The sequence below is a fragment of the Stenotrophomonas sp. YJH_SMC_40 genome (assembly GCF_059368615.1).
Map to the genome: position 1 here is coordinate 213,450 of NZ_JCAFRX010000005.1, position 16,297 is coordinate 229,746.

At 66.7% G+C, this 16,297-nt stretch carries 15 protein-coding genes; 11 read left to right on the forward strand and 4 right to left on the reverse strand.

Annotation, left to right across the window (positions count from 1 at the left end):
• The first annotated feature begins 16 nt into the window (after window positions 1-16).
• The 4 genes from AC5P6X_RS11560 to AC5P6X_RS11575 all read left to right on the forward strand — a co-directional run bounded on the left by AC5P6X_RS11560 (window position 17) and on the right by AC5P6X_RS11575 (window position 3,717).
• Entirely contained in the window at window positions 17-976 is a 960-nt protein-coding gene (locus AC5P6X_RS11560) for a cation diffusion facilitator family transporter (protein WP_088436535.1), read from the forward strand.
• Between the two features lie 72 nt (window positions 977-1,048).
• Window positions 1,049-1,684 carry a DNA-3-methyladenine glycosylase gene (locus AC5P6X_RS11565; protein ID WP_108269821.1) on the forward strand — a complete coding sequence of 212 codons (636 nt, stop codon included), beginning with the start codon at window positions 1,049-1,051 and terminating at the stop codon, window positions 1,682-1,684.
• On the forward strand, window positions 1,684-1,878 hold the full coding sequence (locus tag AC5P6X_RS11570; protein ID WP_005413550.1) for a hypothetical protein: 195 nt from the start codon (window positions 1,684-1,686) through the stop codon (window positions 1,876-1,878). The genes AC5P6X_RS11565 and AC5P6X_RS11570 overlap by 1 nt, the downstream gene beginning before the upstream one ends.
• A gap of 120 nt (window positions 1,879-1,998) precedes the next feature.
• On the forward strand, window positions 1,999-3,717 hold the full coding sequence (locus AC5P6X_RS11575) for a sensor domain-containing diguanylate cyclase (RefSeq protein ID WP_005413551.1): 1,719 nt from the start codon (window positions 1,999-2,001) through the stop codon (window positions 3,715-3,717).
• Here the strand turns inward: AC5P6X_RS11575 and xth are convergent, their stop codons facing one another.
• A complete protein-coding gene (xth, locus tag AC5P6X_RS11580; RefSeq protein ID WP_108269820.1) occupies window positions 3,718-4,509 on the reverse strand; it encodes an exodeoxyribonuclease III in 792 nt (263 codons plus the stop codon). It lies immediately after the preceding gene.
• A gap of 161 nt (window positions 4,510-4,670) precedes the next feature.
• On the opposite strand from xth, the gene AC5P6X_RS11585 reads away from it, so the two are divergent.
• Window positions 4,671-6,257, forward strand: a complete 1,587-nt coding sequence (locus AC5P6X_RS11585) for an alpha-amylase family glycosyl hydrolase (RefSeq protein ID WP_108269819.1) — start codon at window positions 4,671-4,673, stop codon at window positions 6,255-6,257.
• On the opposite strand, the gene AC5P6X_RS11590 is transcribed toward AC5P6X_RS11585, so the two are convergent.
• On the reverse strand, window positions 6,227-7,213 hold the full coding sequence (locus AC5P6X_RS11590; protein ID WP_108269818.1) for a TIGR03885 family FMN-dependent LLM class oxidoreductase: 987 nt from the start codon (window positions 7,211-7,213) through the stop codon (window positions 6,227-6,229). The two genes, AC5P6X_RS11585 and AC5P6X_RS11590, sit on opposite strands and share 31 nt — an antisense overlap.
• A 59-nt stretch (window positions 7,214-7,272) precedes the next feature.
• On the opposite strand from AC5P6X_RS11590, the gene AC5P6X_RS11595 reads away from it, so the two are divergent.
• The 3 genes from AC5P6X_RS11595 (at window position 7,273) to AC5P6X_RS11605 (ending at window position 9,222) form a co-directional block, all read left to right on the forward strand.
• Window positions 7,273-7,656: a sensory rhodopsin transducer gene (locus tag AC5P6X_RS11595; RefSeq protein ID WP_005409793.1), complete on the forward strand. Its 384-nt coding sequence runs from the start codon at window positions 7,273-7,275 to the stop codon at window positions 7,654-7,656.
• 100 nt (window positions 7,657-7,756) lie between these two features.
• Window positions 7,757-8,623 (forward strand): glucose 1-dehydrogenase, encoded by an 867-nt coding sequence (locus tag AC5P6X_RS11600; protein ID WP_108269817.1) that lies wholly within the window; start codon window positions 7,757-7,759, stop codon window positions 8,621-8,623.
• Window positions 8,624-8,628: 5 nt separating this feature from the next.
• Entirely contained in the window at window positions 8,629-9,222 is a 594-nt protein-coding gene (locus AC5P6X_RS11605) for a mechanosensitive ion channel domain-containing protein (protein WP_012480370.1), read from the forward strand.
• Window positions 9,223-9,339: 117 nt separating this feature from the next.
• Here the strand turns inward: AC5P6X_RS11605 and AC5P6X_RS11610 are convergent, their stop codons facing one another.
• A complete protein-coding gene (locus AC5P6X_RS11610; protein ID WP_108269816.1) occupies window positions 9,340-11,283 on the reverse strand; it encodes a MacB family efflux pump subunit in 1,944 nt (647 codons plus the stop codon).
• Window positions 11,284-11,285: 2 nt separating this feature from the next.
• The gene (locus tag AC5P6X_RS11615; RefSeq protein ID WP_088436543.1) at window positions 11,286-12,467 is read right to left on the reverse strand and encodes an efflux RND transporter periplasmic adaptor subunit; all 1,182 of its coding nucleotides are present in this window, start codon (window positions 12,465-12,467) and stop codon (window positions 11,286-11,288) included.
• An 840-nt stretch (window positions 12,468-13,307) separates the two neighbouring features.
• On the opposite strand from AC5P6X_RS11615, the gene AC5P6X_RS11620 reads away from it, so the two are divergent.
• The 3 genes from AC5P6X_RS11620 (at window position 13,308) to AC5P6X_RS11630 (ending at window position 16,187) form a co-directional block, all read left to right on the forward strand.
• Window positions 13,308-14,024: a response regulator gene (locus tag AC5P6X_RS11620; protein WP_049450798.1), complete on the forward strand. Its 717-nt coding sequence runs from the start codon at window positions 13,308-13,310 to the stop codon at window positions 14,022-14,024.
• Between the two features lie 4 nt (window positions 14,025-14,028).
• Window positions 14,029-15,105 carry an ATP-binding protein gene (locus AC5P6X_RS11625; protein ID WP_495215455.1) on the forward strand — a complete coding sequence of 359 codons (1,077 nt, stop codon included), beginning with the start codon at window positions 14,029-14,031 and terminating at the stop codon, window positions 15,103-15,105.
• A gap of 155 nt (window positions 15,106-15,260) precedes the next feature.
• Window positions 15,261-16,187, forward strand: coding sequence for an ABC transporter six-transmembrane domain-containing protein (locus tag AC5P6X_RS11630; RefSeq protein ID WP_088436545.1), 927 nt, complete (start codon window positions 15,261-15,263; stop codon window positions 16,185-16,187).
• The last annotated feature ends 110 nt before the right edge of the window (window positions 16,188-16,297 follow it).

The following is a 16,297-nucleotide window of genomic DNA, read 5'->3' on the forward strand; positions in this document are numbered from 1 at the left end:
TCACCCCGCCGCCGAAATGTCCGCTCCCACCGGTTCCCGTCTGGTCATCTACGCCGCCCTCGCGGGCAACCTGGCCATCGCCATCGCCAAGTTCATTGCTGCCGGCATCTCCGGCAGCTCGGCCATGCTCAGTGAGGGCGTGCATTCGCTGGTCGACACATTGAATGAACTCCTGCTCTTGTACGGCCTGCGCCGCGCCGGCAAGGCGCCAGACCCCGTGCATCCGTTCGGCTACGGCCGCGAGCTGTACTTCTGGAGCTTCATCGTCGCCCTGCTGGTGTTCGCCGCCGGCGCCGGTGTGTCGGCCTACGAGGGCATCCAGCACATCCGCCGGCCGGAGCCGGCCACCAACCACGCGTTGAGCTACAGCGTGCTGGGCATCTCCATCCTGTTCGAGGGGGCTTCATGGTGGGTCGCGCTACGGGAGTTCCGGCGTACCAAGGGCAAACTGGGCTACTTCGAAGCCTTCCGTCGCAGCAAGGATCCGTCCACCTTCACCGTGCTGCTGGAGGATAGCGCGGCCCTGCTCGGCCTGGGTTTCGCACTGATCGGGCTCGTGGCCGCCCAGGCCCTGGACATGCCGGTGCTTGATGGTGTGGCGTCGCTGTGCATCGCCGGCGTGCTTGCCGCCACCGCCTTTCTTCTCGCACGCGAAACCAAGGGACTGCTGGTGGGTGAGCCGGCCCACCCGGCCGTGGCCGAGCGGATCATGGCCGTGGCGGAAACCGATCCCGACCTGCGCCGCGCAAATGGCGTGACCACCATGCAGATGGGCCCCGAACAGGTCGTGGCCATGCTCAGCGCCGAGTTCGAGGATGACCGGAAGACACCGCAGATCGAGGCGTGCATCACCCGCATCGAATCAGCCGTGAAGCGCGAGTATCCGGAACTGGTGGCACTGTTCATCAAGCCGCAGACACCCGAGGTCTATGCCTCCCGCCGCGCGGCACTGGCCGTTCCGCCTGCGCAGGAATGACACTGCGTCTGCGCCCGTTTCACCTGTCTGGTGCCACAGTGCCATCACCGTTTTCCCGAGCCTGCCTCTACCGTGCCGGATTGGTTGCCCGCCTCTCTTCAGATCCTCCCCCGCAGCTTCTACCGGCGCCCGCCCGTCGAGGTTGCGCCCGAGCTGCTCAACAAACTCCTGGTCCGTGACGATGGCCGAACGGGTCGCATCGTTGAAGTCGAAGCGTACGCGGGCAGCGTCGATCCGGCGGCGCACTCCTATCGCGGGCAGACGCCGCGCACGGCCAGCATGTTCGGCGAGGCCGGCCACCTCTATGTCTACTTCACTTACGGCATGCACTGGGGCAGCAACGTTGTCTGCGGCGAAGTGGGTGAAGGCGTGGCGGTGCTGCTGCGGGCCATCGAGCCGCTGGTGGGCCTGGAGCGCATGCGCGAACTGCGTCCCGCCGCGCGCCGCGACCACGATCTGGCCAGCGGGCCCGGCAAGCTCTCGCAGGCCTTCGGGCTGGACCGCAGCTTCGACGGCGCTGATCTGGTGACCGGCAACCACGGCATTGTCATCGCCAGCGACGGCGTGCCGCCGCCGGAGGATCCAGTGGTCGGGCCCCGCATCGGCATCACCCGCGCTGTTGATTTCCCCTGGCGTTGGCACATCCGTGATCATCGTCACGTATCGATCCAGCCACGTCGCGCTTCCGCCCCAGCGAGGAAACGATGATGACCCCGCTCGACAAGCCACTGCGCCGCGAACTGCACATCGACGGCCAACCCTACACTCTCACCGTGGCGCCTGAGGGCCTCAAGCTGGTTGAGAAGGGGCGACGCAAGGGCATCACACTGCGCTGGCAGGACCTGGTATCCGGAGACGCTGCACTGGCCACCGCCTTGCAGGCATCGCTCCAACAGCACTGAGCCGGCGCGCCCACCTCACATCGGCATCACCCCGCCGTGGCGATACATAACGGCGCCCACACTAGCGTAGCGCCAGCCAGCCGCCGCAACCGCCCTCGCCACCCAGCCCTGAAACGCGCCATGGACGAAGCCGAACGACTGCTCGAAATCGAACGACTGCACCTGTTGGATACGCCACCGGAGCCGGTGTTCGATGCCATCGTCGCCGCGGCCCGCGCCGCGACCGGACTGACCATGGGCCTGATCACCGTGGTGGCCGAAGACCGCCAATGGTTCAAGGCCAACATCGGCCTGGAGGGCGTCAGCGAGACCGCCCGCGAGATTTCCTTCTGCACCCATGCCATACGCCAGGACGAGCTGTTCGAGATTCCCGATGCGCGCCAGGACCCACGCTTTTCCACCAATCCGCTGGTCACCGGTGGGCCGCGCATCCGCCACTACGCCGGCATTCCCCTGGGGTCGACGCACGGCGCACGCATCGGCACGCTGTGCCTGCTCGACCCGATGCCCGGTGTGCTGTCACCCTCCCAGCGTGAACTGATGGTGCATCTGGCTCGGGTCACTACCCAGGTGCTGGAACAGCGCAGCACCCTCATGGCGCAGGTTGGCCAGGCCAAGGCGCTGCATCGCGAGCTGAAACGCAGTGAGGACTTCCTGGAGCGTACCAACCGTGCCGCACGGGTAGGCGGCTGGGAGATGGACCTGCTGACCAACGAGGTGCGCTGGACACGGGAAACCAAGCAGTTGCATGGCGTACGCAGCAACTTCACGCCCACGTTGGAGACCGCACTCTCGTTCTATCGCGAGGACAGCCGCAATATCATCCAGGCGGCGGTACAGCGCTGCATCGACGAGGGGACATCGTGGGAAGTGCAGCTGCCGATGACCACGGCCGACGGGCGCGCGATCTGGACCCGGGTGGTCGGCAGCCGGCAACAGGTCGACGGCCATCCGCGCCTGGTCGGGGCAATCCAGGACATTACGGACGAACGAGCCGCGCTGGACGCGTTGGAAGCGAGCGAAACCCGCTACCGTCGGCTGTTCCACTACAGCCTGGGCCTGATCTGCACCCACACGCTGGACGGCACATTGACCTCGGTGAATCCGGCGGCGGTGCAGTCGCTGGGCTTCGAGGAAAGCCAGATGATCGGGCGCAGCCTGTGTGACTTGATGCCGCCGGAAAAACGCGAAGGTTTCAGGGCCTACCTCGCCCGGATCCAGGCAAACCACACCGACGCTGGCGTGATCGAGCTGATTGCCGCCGATGGTACGCGCCACTACTGGGCGTACCACAACGTGCTCGACAACGAAGCCAGCCCGCCCTACGTGCTGGGGCATGCACAGGACGTCACCGCGCTGAGGATGCAGGAGCAGCAGCTGCGCGACATGTCCTTCAAGGATCCGCTCACGCAGTGCTACAACCGGCGTTACCTGCACCGGCTGGATGAACTGATTGACGAGCGCTGGGCCTGCGTGATGTTCGATCTGGACCATTTCAAGCACATCAACGACACCCAGGGCCACCGCCGTGGCGATGCCGTGCTGGTCGAGTTCGCCACCTTCCTGCGCTCGCCGCTGGGCAAGGACGAGACCGTGGTACGGCTGGGTGGCGACGAGTTCATGGTAGTGCTGGTCGCGCCAGCGAATGGCCGCCTGAGCGAACTCGAGCACTGGTACCAGGACCACGCCGCGCTTTCGCCCAGCGCGTTCTCGATGGGTGCGGCCATCAACACGGCCGGTGAGCCCGTGGCCGACACCATCCAGAAGGCGGACAGCCGCCTGTACCGAACCCGCGCGCGCGTGCGTCGGGAGCGACGCGAAGACCCTGCCGCGCGTTGATCACGCCCGTACCGCCACCCAAGCCGGCGCGTGGTCGCTGGCCTTTTCCTGCAGCCGCACCCAACGGTCGACGCCAGCATCCTTCAGTCGCTGCGCCAGTACGGGATTCAACAGCAGATGATCGATGCGCAGCCCACGGTCGCGCTCGGCGTGCTGGCGGAAATAGTCCCAGAAGGTATAGATCGTGGCATCGCCGTGCACCTTCCGCAGCGCATCGGTCCAGCCCTGCGCCAGCAGTCGTTCAAAGGCTTCGCGCACCTCTGGCTGGAACAATGCATCGCGCCGCCAGGCCTTGGGATCATAGACATCGGCGTCTGTGGGAATCACGTTGAAATCACCCAGCAGCAGCGCCGGGTGCGGCAGCTCGACCAGGCTGTGTGCATGCCGGATCAGGCGTTCCATCCAGCGCAGCTTGTAGTCGAACTTGGGCCCGGGCTGCGGGTTGCCGTTGGGCAGGTAGAGGGCACCCACGATGACGCCGTGCACCGCCGCCTCCAGGTAGCGACTCTGCGTATCCTTGGGTTCGCCCGGCAATCGGCGGCGGCTCTCGACCGGCATGGTTCCCCGAGCCAGCAGCGCCACGCCGTTCCAGCGCGCCTCACCCTGCCAGAGCGCACCGTAGCCGGCCTCTTCCAATGCCGCAGCGGGAAACGCGGCGTCGGTGGCCTTCAGTTCCTGCAGGGCAACCACGTCCGGCGATTCCCTGTGCAGCCAGTCCAGCAACTGCGGCAGGCGCGTGCCGATGCCGTTGACGTTGAACGTCGCAATACGAAGCGTTTTGCGGCGGGGCATGGATAAAGGCTCCTCGGCGCAGCGGGACGAGCATTCACTCTGCGCGCCCGGGCATGCATGGGCCGTGGATGCCACGTCATGATGCGGTGCCATTCGGTTCACGAACCGCTGCCACGGCGCACAGCAGGCTGGTCACCCGTGAACAGTGCCGGAGAAGCCCCATGGCGGTGCGTCCGCTGCGCGCGATCTACCAGGTCGACCCGTATCTGTTCCGCGACAGCCAAGGCCGCGGCTGGGGCACCCTGGATGGCATCACCGAAAAGCTGGACTACCTGCAGTGGCTCGGCATCAGCCATGTGTGGCTGCTGCCGTTCTACTGCAACGCCGGCCGTGATGGCGGCTACGATGTCACCGATCACTACCGCATCGATCCACGCCTGGGCGACGAGACCGCCTTCCAGCGCCTGGTCGATGCGGCCGACGCGCGCGGCATCGGCATCATCGTCGAACTGGTGATGCAGCACACCGCCAGCGCGCACCCGTGGTTCGTCGCCGCACAGCAGGGCGACCCGGCCTGGCGCCGCTGGTACCTGTGGAGCGACCACATGCCTGACGACGGCCTGCAGCCGATGTTCCCGCCGATCGAGGCCTCTGTCTGGACATGGGATGCCACGGCCGGCGCGTTCAACCGGCACATGTTCTACCGGCACGAGCCAGACCTCGACCTGGCCCATGCGCCGGTACGCGTGGAACTGCTGCGGGTAATGACGTTCTGGCTGCAGCGCGGCGTGGCCGGCTTCCGCGTGGACGCCGTTCCGTACATGGTCGAGCGCGCCCGCCACGCCGACCCGCGCGACGGTGGGCTGTGGCTGCTGGAGGCGATGCGCGCCACGGCAGACGCGCAGCAACCAGGGCTGCCACTGATCGGCGAAGCGGATGTCCGCGCGTCCCACTACGGTGACTTCCTGTGCCACGGGCGGCGGCTTTCGCACCTGCTGGATTTCCACCTCAACAATCATTTCTTCCTGGCACTGGCACGTGGCGATGCCAGCGAAGTGGCGCGGGTCATGGCCGAGTACGGCCCGCACGCGCCGCCGGACACACGCATTGCCTGGCTGCGCAACAATGATGAACTGGACCTTGAGCAGTTGGAGCCGGATGAGCGCGAAGCGGTGATGGAACGCTTCGCCCCTGAGCGTGGCATGCGCATCTATGGCCGTGGCATCCGCCGCCGGCTGGCACCGATGCTGGAGGGCGACATCGCATGGCAGGCCATGGCCTGGGCGGCGCTGCTGTCGCTGGGCCAGGTGCCGGTGATCCGCTATGGCGAAGAGATCGGCCTCGGTGATTGCCTGGAACTGCCCGAACGCAATGCCGTGCGCATGCCGATGCACTGGCATAATGGCCCAGGGGCTGGGTTCACCGACGAACCGCGGCATGCCTGGCGCGCGCCACCGGCAGACGGCCCCTACGGTTACCGCACGGTGAACGTCGAGGCGCAACGCGCGACGCCAGGTTCACTGCTGCTGCGGGTGCGCGAGCTGCTGCAGCAGCGCAATGCACATCCCGTGCTGCAGCAGGGTCCTCACACGCTCGACCCGCCCTCACCTGCGCTGCTGATGCTCCGCTACGGTGAGGCACCCCATCAGGCACTGGCACTGATCAACTTCGGCGACGAGCCGGTCGAGGTGGACGTACCCCTGCGCGGTCCGCTGAACACGCTGGTGGGCCACGGCGCCAAGTTGCAGGGTCGCCGCTGTTACCTGGAGGGCCACGGCTATACGTGGCTGGCTGCCGAAGGTGCCTGAGTGCGCAGCGCGGGCAGCACGTGTTCGGCGAAGTCATCGATGAAGCGTTCCTGCTCGCGGTTCACGTTGTGCAGGTAGATGCGATCGAACCCCATTCCCTGCAGCTCCTGCAGCCAGGCCCGAAGCTGGCCCAGGTCTGCCGAGACATGCACGTGCTGGCGCACCATCTCGGCGCTGACCGATCGGGCCTGTGCTTCGAACTGTTCGGGCTGGTCCAGGCCTTCGGCCAGTTCCGGCGACAGCACATTGGCACTCCACTGCTCCATCGCACCTTCCAGCGCCGCCTGTTCGGCGCGCGCGTAGGAGAGCTTGGCCTGCAGGTACATCGGCTTGCCCCTGCCACCGCCTTCCTCGAACGCCGCAACCACACGCCGCAACTGCGCCAGCGGTTGGCTGATGGTGATCAGGCCATCGGCCCAGCCCCCCATCCAGCGTGCGGTTTCCTCGGTGACGGCCGCCCCCAGCAGCGGCAGGGGAAGCGCCGGTCGGCTGTACAGGCGTGCCTTGCGCACCTGGAAGCCACCGTCGTGGTCGACCTGCTCGCCACCCCACAGCCGCCGCATCACCTCGGCCGCATCGCGCAGTGCCTTCTGCCGCTCCCGCTTGGCTGGCCACGGCTGGCCGGTGATGCGCTCGTTCAGGGCCTCGCCGGTACCCAGCGCCAGCCAGATCCGTCCCGGCGCCAGCTGCTCCAGCGTCGCCGCTGCCTGTGCCACCAATGCCGGGTGCTGGCGCAGCATCGGGCAGGTCACCATGCCCAGGGTCAATGCGCTATGCACCGCCAGCGCGCCGGCCCACACCCAGCTGTGGCCGGACTGCCCTTGCGCAGTCGTCCATGGGTGGAAATGGTCCGAGCACATCACGGCCTCGAATCCCGCCTGTTCGGCGCGCAGCGCCAGGCCCAGCAAGGTGGCGGGCGGGAACTGCTCATGCGATGCGTGGTAGCCGATGGTCATCACGGATTCCGTGCGGGGACTGGACACGATGGCAACACCCCTCCAGCTAAAACGGCGTCATGGAAACGAACGCTTCCTGCATCGGGCATCGACGCTGGGCTATCGCCGAGGGCTACATTCCAGCCTGGAGCAACGGCCCGTCACCGGAGATGCAGAGTCACGAAACCTGCTGCGTACTCAATGCCGGCGACGAGCCCGCGCATGTCACGCTCACCCTGTACTTCGAAGACCGTGATCCGGTGGGCCCCTACCGGGTCACCGTGCCGGCGCGACGCACCTGTCACCTGCGCTTCAACGACCTGCAGGATCCGGCGCCGGTGCCGCGCGGCACCGGCTTTGCCACCCTCGTTGAATCCGACCAGCCGATCATCGTGCAGCACACGCGGCTGGATTCACGGCAACCGGCCAACAGCATCATGACCACGATCGCCCATCCGTTGTGAAGTCCTCCGCGCAGGCGTCCACGCTGCAACGACACCGCGCCCTCCGGCCGTTTACCCGTATAGGGGGAGACTGGCGCCGGTTTCCTTACGGAGAGTGACGATGGCCCTGCCCGACTACCCACGCCCGCCCTTCCCCGCCCAACAGCAATCCTTCCCCGGCAAGACCGCGCAGATGCAGCCGCGGCCGGACCACGGCGAGAACAGCTATCGCGGCCATGGCTTGCTGCAGGGCAAGAAGGCACTGATCACCGGCGGTGACAGCGGCATCGGCGCAGCCGTGGCCATCGCCTTTGCGCGCGAAGGCGCCGACGTTGCCATCGCGTTCCTCGATGGTGAGCAGGACGATGCCCGCCATGTGCAGCAGCAGATCGAACAGGCCGGGCGCAAGGCCGTGCTGGTGCCTTGTGACATCAGCGACCCGGCACAGGCGCGCTCGCTCGTGGACCGCGTGGCCAGCGAACTGGACGGCCTCGACATCCTGGTCAACAACGCGGCCTACCAGCGCTACTACGAGCACTTCGATGACATCACCCTGGATGACTGGAAGCGGACGTTCGATACCAATGTCCATGCCGTGTTCAATCTGACCCGGTTGTGCGTCCCGCACCTGCGCGGTGGCGGCGCGATCATCAACACCGCATCGGTCAATTCCAAGCGGCCGACCCCGAACATCCTTCCGTACTCGGCGACCAAGGGCGCGGTGGCCAACCTGACGCTGGGGCTGGCGGGCCTGCTGGCCGAGCATCAGATCCGCGTCAATGCGGTGCTGCCCGGCCCGATCTGGACGCCGTTCATTCCGGCAGGCATGGCCGCCGAGGAGGTCGAGCAGTTCGGCTCGCAGACGCCGTTCGGCCGCCCCGGGCAGCCAGCCGAACTGGCATCGGCCTATGTGATGCTGGCTTCGGACAGTGCCAGTTATACCTCTGGTGCACTGCTGACCATTTCTGGCGGCGCGGCGACGCTGTAGCCTCCATGACCGGATTGCCTGCCTGGATCGAGGACTGGCTGACCGTGGTTGTGCCGGTGGCGGAGGTGCTGGCCATTCTCGGCGTCGCATGGGTGATGGTGCGTGCGCTGGCGTGGCTGCTGGTGCAGGCCCGGCAGCGCGGCAGGCTGGCTCCAGAGCTTCATGTGGGCCTGCGCCGCGGCGGTGCCTTGCTGCTGTATCTGGCGGCCGCGCTGCTGATACTGGAGCGGTTGGGCGTTTCGCGCTCGGTGCTGTGGACCGCGCTGACCGGGTTCATGGCGGTCGGTGCGGTGGCGTTCTTCGCCGCATGGAGCGTGTTGTCCAATCTGTTCTGTTCGTTCCTGATCGTCGCCACGCGCCCGTTCCGCATCAATGACACCATCGAAGTGCTGGAAAGCGTGGACAAGCCGGGCCTGTGTGGTCAGGTGGTGGACATCAACCTGATCTACACCACGCTGAGTGATCGTGGCGAAGGTGCGCGCGGTTGCCTGCTGCGCGTGCCCAACTCGTTGTTCTTCCAGCGCATCACCCGACACTGGGGCGACAGCGGCTATTCGCAGCTGCCAGGAAGCGTGGCGATCAAAGGCAAGGCGCGCTGAGTCGCTGTAGCGCCGAACCCATGCTCGGCTCGCTGCGCGCGGCGCAGGGCGCAGCGCGGTCTGAACGGAGAGTAGCCGAGCGTGGGCTCGGCTTTACACGTGCCATAGCAGGCGAGCCTACTCCGCCGCCAATGCCTGGATCGGGTCCAGCTGTGCGGCATTGCGGGCCGGGAAGTAGCCGAAACCCAGCCCGATTGCAGACGAACATGCCAGCGCGGCGAGCACCGGCCCAGGCGTGAACAGGAACGGCACGCCCAGTGACAGCAGACTGGACAAGGCCCCTACGCCCAACGCGGACAACACGCCCAGCACCCCACCGAACAGGCAGATCAATACGGCCTCGATCAGGAACTGGCGCAGGATGTCGCCCTGCCGAGCCCCCACCGCCAACCGCACACCGATCTCGCGCACGCGCTCCTTCACCGACACCAGCATGATGTTCATCACGCCCACGCCGCCGACCACCAGCGCCACCGCCGCAATCGCCGAAACCAGTGCCGCCATCGTCTGGCTGGACTTCATCACCGCCTTGCGGATCTGGTCCGAGTTGTAGATGAAGAAATCGCGGCGCCCATGCAGCCGCTGCAGTTCCGCACCCAGCGAGGACTCAGCTGCACGGGTTGGTACGTCATCGCGCACGCGTACGGTGATGCTCTCCAGCCGCTGGCTGCCAAGCAGGCGCGAGGCCGCCGAGGTGTAAGGCACGTAGACCGTGGGCGTCGCGCCGCCTGCGAATGCACTGGCACCCACCACCCCGATCACGTCCACCGGCATGCCGCCCAGCAGCAGCGTGCCGCCGATCGGATTGCCGTTGAACAATGCCTTGGCCGCCTTCTGGTCGACCACGCCCACTGCGCGATGCGCCTCCACCTCGGCATCGGTGAAGAACCGGCCCGCCTTCAGGCGCAGCCCGCGCACTCGGGGTAGATCAGCGCCCACGCCAAGGACCTGTGTATTGGCGCGCCGGTTGCCCTGCAGAGCGGCCACCGAGCTGCTCAGGTTGGGGCTTACGCTGTCTACGTAACTCAATGCGGCCAGGTGATCGGCATCGTCCACGACCAGCGATTCGATCTCGGCCGAGCGCGGGTCGCCGAAATCCGCACCCGGGAAGATCTCCAGCGTACTGGCACCCAGTTCGTTGATCTGTGACTCGACCTGCGCCTGTGCGCCCTTGCCCAACGCAACCACGGTCACCACCGCAGCCACGCCGATGATGATGCCCAGCATGGTCAGCAAGGTGCGCAGGCGATGGGCCAGCATCGAACGTACCGCCATCCGTGCCGCTTCCCTGGTCGCATCCAGGCGCGCGCGGCGCTCGGCGCCCGGTTCCGTGCTGCGCTCGGGCGCGACGGCCTTGCGTGCGACCGCAGGATCACCCGTACCACGGTCGGATACGACCCGGCCGTCTGCGATCTCGATCACGCGTGAAGCGTGCGCGGCAATCGCCGCATCATGGGTCACCAGGATCACGGTATGGCCTTGCGCATGCAGGCGCTTGAGTTCGACCATCACCTGCCTGCCGCTGGCATGATCCAGCGCACCGGTCGGCTCGTCGGCCAGCACGATGGCGCCGCCGTTCATCAGCGAACGCGCAATGGAAACGCGCTGCTGCTGGCCGCCGGACAGCTGGCTGGGCCGGTTCGCGGTCCGCTCGCCCAGGCCAAGCGTTTCCAGCAGCAGGCGGGCACGCGTGGTGCGCGCATCGGCCTCCACCCCGGCATAGACGGCGGGCAGGGCCACGTTCTCGGTAGCGCTCAGGTTCTCCATCAGGTTGTAGCGCTGGAAGATGAAGCCGAAATGCTCGCGACGCAGGTGCGCCAGTTCATCGGGCGACATCTGCTCGGTTGCGGCGCCGTGCACGCGGTAGCTGCCTTCGGTTGGCCGGTCGAGGCAGCCCAGGATGTTCATCAGCGTGGATTTTCCCGAACCGGACGGGCCGATGATGGCGATGAACTCGCCCGCCGCGATGCGCAGCGACACGTCCTTCAACACCACCACCTCGCCAGCGGCCGAGCGGTAGGCGCGCGATACGCCATGCAGTTCCAGCAGCGCGTCAGCCATGCTCACATCCCCAGCAGGCTGGTGGGCTCGGCTTCCGCGCCGCTGGGCGCCTGCCCGACCACCACGTTCTCGCCCGCCTTGAGGCCGGACAGGATCTGCACCGCAGTAGCGGTGCGCAGGCCGGTCGTCACCGCGCGCTCGTGGACACGGCCCTTGGCATCGACCACCTGTACGGTCGCGCGGTTGCCCGCCTTGTCGTCGCTCTCGGAAACTGCCGTCAACGGCACCTGCAGCGCATTGGCGGCGCGCGCCAGCTGGATCGTCACCTTCACCGTCATCGACGGCTTCAGTTTCAGGCCTGGATTGGGTACGTCAAACAGCCCGGCGTAGTACACCGCCTTCGGCGTCTGCGCCGATCCACCCGTGTTGCCAGTGGCCACATCGGCAATCGACGATGGCGCAGGTTCAAGCTGCTGCAGATGCGATTCGTAGCGGCGTCCGCCCGGCCCCAGCGTAGAGAACCACAGGGGTTGGCCAGGCGCGATCAGCTCCACGTCGGCCTCCGCGATCTCGGTGCGAACCGTCATCGTGTCCATCTGTGCCAGCATTACGATGGTCGGCGTGGTCTGCATCGAGTTCAGCGTCTGCCCGGCCTTGGTGACGATGGCCACGATGTAGCCATCGGAAGGTGAGACGATGCGGGTGTAGCCCAGGTTGATCCGCGCCGTTTCCACCTGGGTCAGCGCCTGCTCGATCTGGGCCTGCAGCGCTGCGACGTCAGAGCGCGCCGCTTCGCGCGCCACCCGCGCGGACTCGAAACCTTCCTGCGAGACCAGCCGAGACGCCACCAGCTGCGACTGGCGCTCATGCACGCGGATGGCCTGGGCGTAGCGCGCCAGGCTGGCGGCATGCTGGGCACGCAGCGCATTGGCAGCCGCTTCGGCGCTGCGCAGGGCGATGCGCTGCGGCTGCGAATCCACTTCGGCAATCAGATCACCAGCGTGCACACGCTGGCCCAACACCACATGCAGGCGCTTGACCTGGCCCGATACCTGCGCACCCACCGCCACCAGTTCCTTGGGGTTGACCCGGCCAACGGCCTGCACGGTCTTTTCCAGGTCCGCCACCCTTGCCGGGGCCGTGATCAGCGCGGCATCATCACTTTCGGCGAACAGCCACCAGCCGGTGCCGCCTGCAAGAAGCGCAACGATTGCGGCAATGATCCAGGTCCTGCGGTTGTTCATCGGAAGGCTCGCATGCACGCAGCCACCGGATGTGACCGCAGAAGCCGCAGTCTGGGAGGTGGTGGTGGATGTTTCTTGGAGCCACTGTGGAGATTGCATGGAGGCCGCACATCCGTTCAGGCACGGCATCCGCTCCTGAACGGCACGGATCGCGTCCATGAAATCTCGACACAATCTCGACCAAGTCTCCATCAACGGCCCCTAGCCTTGTCGGCCTCGCCGACTGCGTTCCCGCCGTGTCCCTCCCGTTTCCTGACCTGCCTCCCATCGATGTCCGCCGCGCCTACCTCGCCTGGTGCGCGCCTTCGCCGTGGCTGCTTGCACTGGTAATGGCGTCGACCAGCGCCTGGATGCTTGCCAGCGCGAACCCGGCGCCGCCCCTGCTGGCGGGCGCCGGTGCCGCCGCGCTGGTGTGCTTCCGCAGCGAAGGCCCCGCCCATTCGGCGCGCACGGGCACCCTGGCGTCGCTGGTGCTGATCGGCTTCGCGGCCTGGTCCGCCTCCAGCGCTGGCCTGAGTCTCATGCCTGCAGGGATAGCGGCGGTCCTGGTGGCTGCGTTGCTTGCCCGGCGCCTGTGGGCCCTGGTCCGCATGGCCCGCCGCTTGCAGGACCGGGTGGACGCAACGGGCATGCAATCACGGTGGAGCAAGCTGCCTGCGGCCGTATCGGCCCTGCTCGCACAGCACCTGCGCGGGACCGCAACGCTGCGCCCGCCCTGCAGCACACGCTGGTGCTGGCCACCCTCGCCTGGGCCGCCCACGAAGAAGCACAGACCCTGGAACGGCCACGATGACACCGCCGCCGGCACTCCCCATCTCGCACTTGAAACTGCAGCGTTCAATGAAGACCGATGCACGCACGCACCAGGCGCCCCTGGTGCTGATTGCCGAGGATGAAGGCGAAATTGCTGACATTCTCGGCGCCTACCTGGCCCGCTCCGGGTTGCGCAGCGCCCGCGCCGCCGATGGCGAAGCCGCCCTCGCCAGCCACCGCCAGCTGCGCCCCGACCTGGTGCTGCTGGACGTGCAGATGCCGAAGTTGGATGGCTGGCAGGTCCTGAGTGAGCTGCGCCGGCGCGGCAACACCCCGGTGATCATGCTCACCGCACTGGACCAGGACGTGGACAAGCTCACCGGCCTGCGCGTCGGCGCCGACGACTATGTGGCCAAGCCCTTCAATCCGGCCGAGATCGTCGCCCGCATCCAGGCGGTGCTGCGCCGTAGCGCGAAGCCCATGGCAGAAGAACCCAACGGGCTGATCCGGCAGGGCCCGTTCGAGATCGACCTGCGCAGCCATGAGGTCACCGTGCGCACCGATGACCATGTGCACGCTTTGAATTTCACACTCACCGAGTTCCGTTTGCTGGTGCACATGGCGCGCGCACCGCGCATGGTGCACAGCCGGCTGGATCTTCTCCAGAGCTGCCTGCCGGAAGGCGATGCGCAGGAGCGCACCGTGGACAGCCACGTCAGCAAGCTGCGCCGCAAGCTGGAGGACGTAGGCGTCATCGGCATTCCCGCCACCATCCGCGGTGTCGGCTACCGCTTCCTGGACTGAACCGATGAACCCCAAAGGCAAGAGCATCGGGCGCCAGATCACGCTGTCCATCACGGTCGCGTCGCTGTGCTCGACCGTACTGTCGATCAGTGGTTTCTACCTGTTCTATTACCTGATGGAGGTGTTCTATCCACGCTGGTACGACGAACCGGAAACCATCATGCCGTCGGGCCTTGAATGGCTGTGGATCGGCCTGACCGCAACCGTCGTCGTTGCGCTGGCCACATTGATCGCCTCGCGCCTGACCCGGCGCATCATCACCCCACTGAACTCGGTGGCCGAAAGCCTGCGTCGCGTGGCCAGCGGTGATCTGGAGGCGCGTGCGCGCGGCGGCGACAGCTCGATGACCGAGGCCGCCACACTGGTCAGCGACTTCAATTCGATGGCCGAGCGATTGAGCCGGATGTCGGAGAACCGCGTGTTCTGGAACGCGGCGATCGCACACGAACTGCGCACACCAATGACCATCCTGCGTGGCCGCCTGCAGGGCATCGCCGAAGGCGTGTTCGAGCCGGGGCCGGAGCAGTTCAACAGCATGCTCACCCAGCTGGAGGGCCTGACCCGCATCATCGAGGACCTGCGCGTGGTCAGCCTGGCCGAAAGCGGTCACCTGGATTTGCGCCTACAGCGCAGCGATGTCAGCGTGCAGGTGGCGGCGGTGGTCGAAGCGATGTCCGGGGCGTTGACCGAAAGTGGTTTCTCGGTGACCTTGGGCGCGCGGCCGTCGCTGGCCGACTGCGATCCGGCACGCATCCGCCAGGCGGTGCTGGCGCTGCTGGAAAACGCGCGCCGCCATGCCATTCCCTGCCCGCTGCGAGTGCACGTGACGCTGGCCGAGCGCCATTGCACCGTGACCGTTGAGGATGGTGGCCCCGGTGTGCCGGACGAGCTTCGCGACAGCATTTTCGAAGCCTTCCAGCGCACCGATGTGTCGCGCTCGCGGCAGAGTGGTGGCTCCGGGCTTGGCTTGGCGGTGGTGCGCGCGATTGCCGTGGCCCATCACGGAACGGCGCGATGCAGGGCGACCGAACGCGGTGGTAGCGCGTTCGAGATCCGCTGGCCGGTGCACGCGCGTCGTTGAGGGCCATCGCTGCCCTGGAAAGCCCGAAATGCCGGAACTGCCTGGGTAGAGTCGACTGTCAGTCGACTTGCGCGCGCAAGCGCGGGTTCTTCCAGCAGTTCGCAAAGAGCAGTCGACCAACAGTCGACTCTACCCCCGACCCACCCAGGCATCCCATGCAACACACCCACGATCCAGCGGCCGCCGCCGGCAGCATCGGCCAGCAGAATGCGGCCGCCACCCTGAAGGCGATCCTGCGCACCTATCCCTGGCAGCTCACCGGCACGTTCTCGCTGGTGGCGCTGGAGAACACCCTGCTGCTGGCCTATCCGTTGTTCGCCGGCTTCGCGGTGGACGCGATCATCAACGGCAACATCGGCCATGCCGTCTCCTATGCCGGCGTGGTACTGCTGTTCTGGCTGGTAGGTGCCGCCCGTCGAGCGGTCGATACGCGCACCTTCACCCGCATCTATGCCGATCTAGCAGTGAGCGTGGTGCAGGCGCAGCGCCGCCTGGGCCAGGCCACGTCCACCTCGGCGGCACGCGTGGTGCTGGCCCGCGAGTTCGTCGACTTCTTTGAAAAGCACGTGCCGATCATCGCCACCGCACTGGTATCCATGTTTGGCGCTGCGGTCATGCTGCTCGCAATTGAACCGCTGGTCGGTGGAGCCGCTCTCCTCGCGCTGTTCGGTGCTCTCCTGCTGCTGCCGTCGTTCGCGCGTCGCAACGAGCAGTTGCATGGGCGCCTCAACAACCGCCTGGAACAGGAAATCCGACTGGTGGACCGGGTCAGTCACTCGGTTTTGCGCCGTCACTACACCACGCTGTCACGCCTGCGCATCCTGCTCTCCGATCGCGAAGCCGGCGCCGTGCTGGCCGTCGGCGCGACGGCAGCAGCCCTGTTCGCACTGACCATCGGCCGCCTTGCCACCACCGATGGCGTTACCCCCGGTCACGTCTATGCGGTGATGACCTATCTGTGGACCTTCGCCGGCAGCCTGGACGATGCACCGTCGATGGTGGATCAGCTCGCGCGGCTGAAGGACATCGGCCGGCGAGTCAGCCCCGGCATGGACGATGCAGACCACAAGGACGCCGCTTGACCGGTAGATGCCCACCTTGGTGGGCACCGATGGAAGCCAGCGCCAACCAAGGTTGGCGGCTACCAGGCCTGAGCGGCGTTGCTCTGGTAGATGCCCACCTTGGTGGGCAC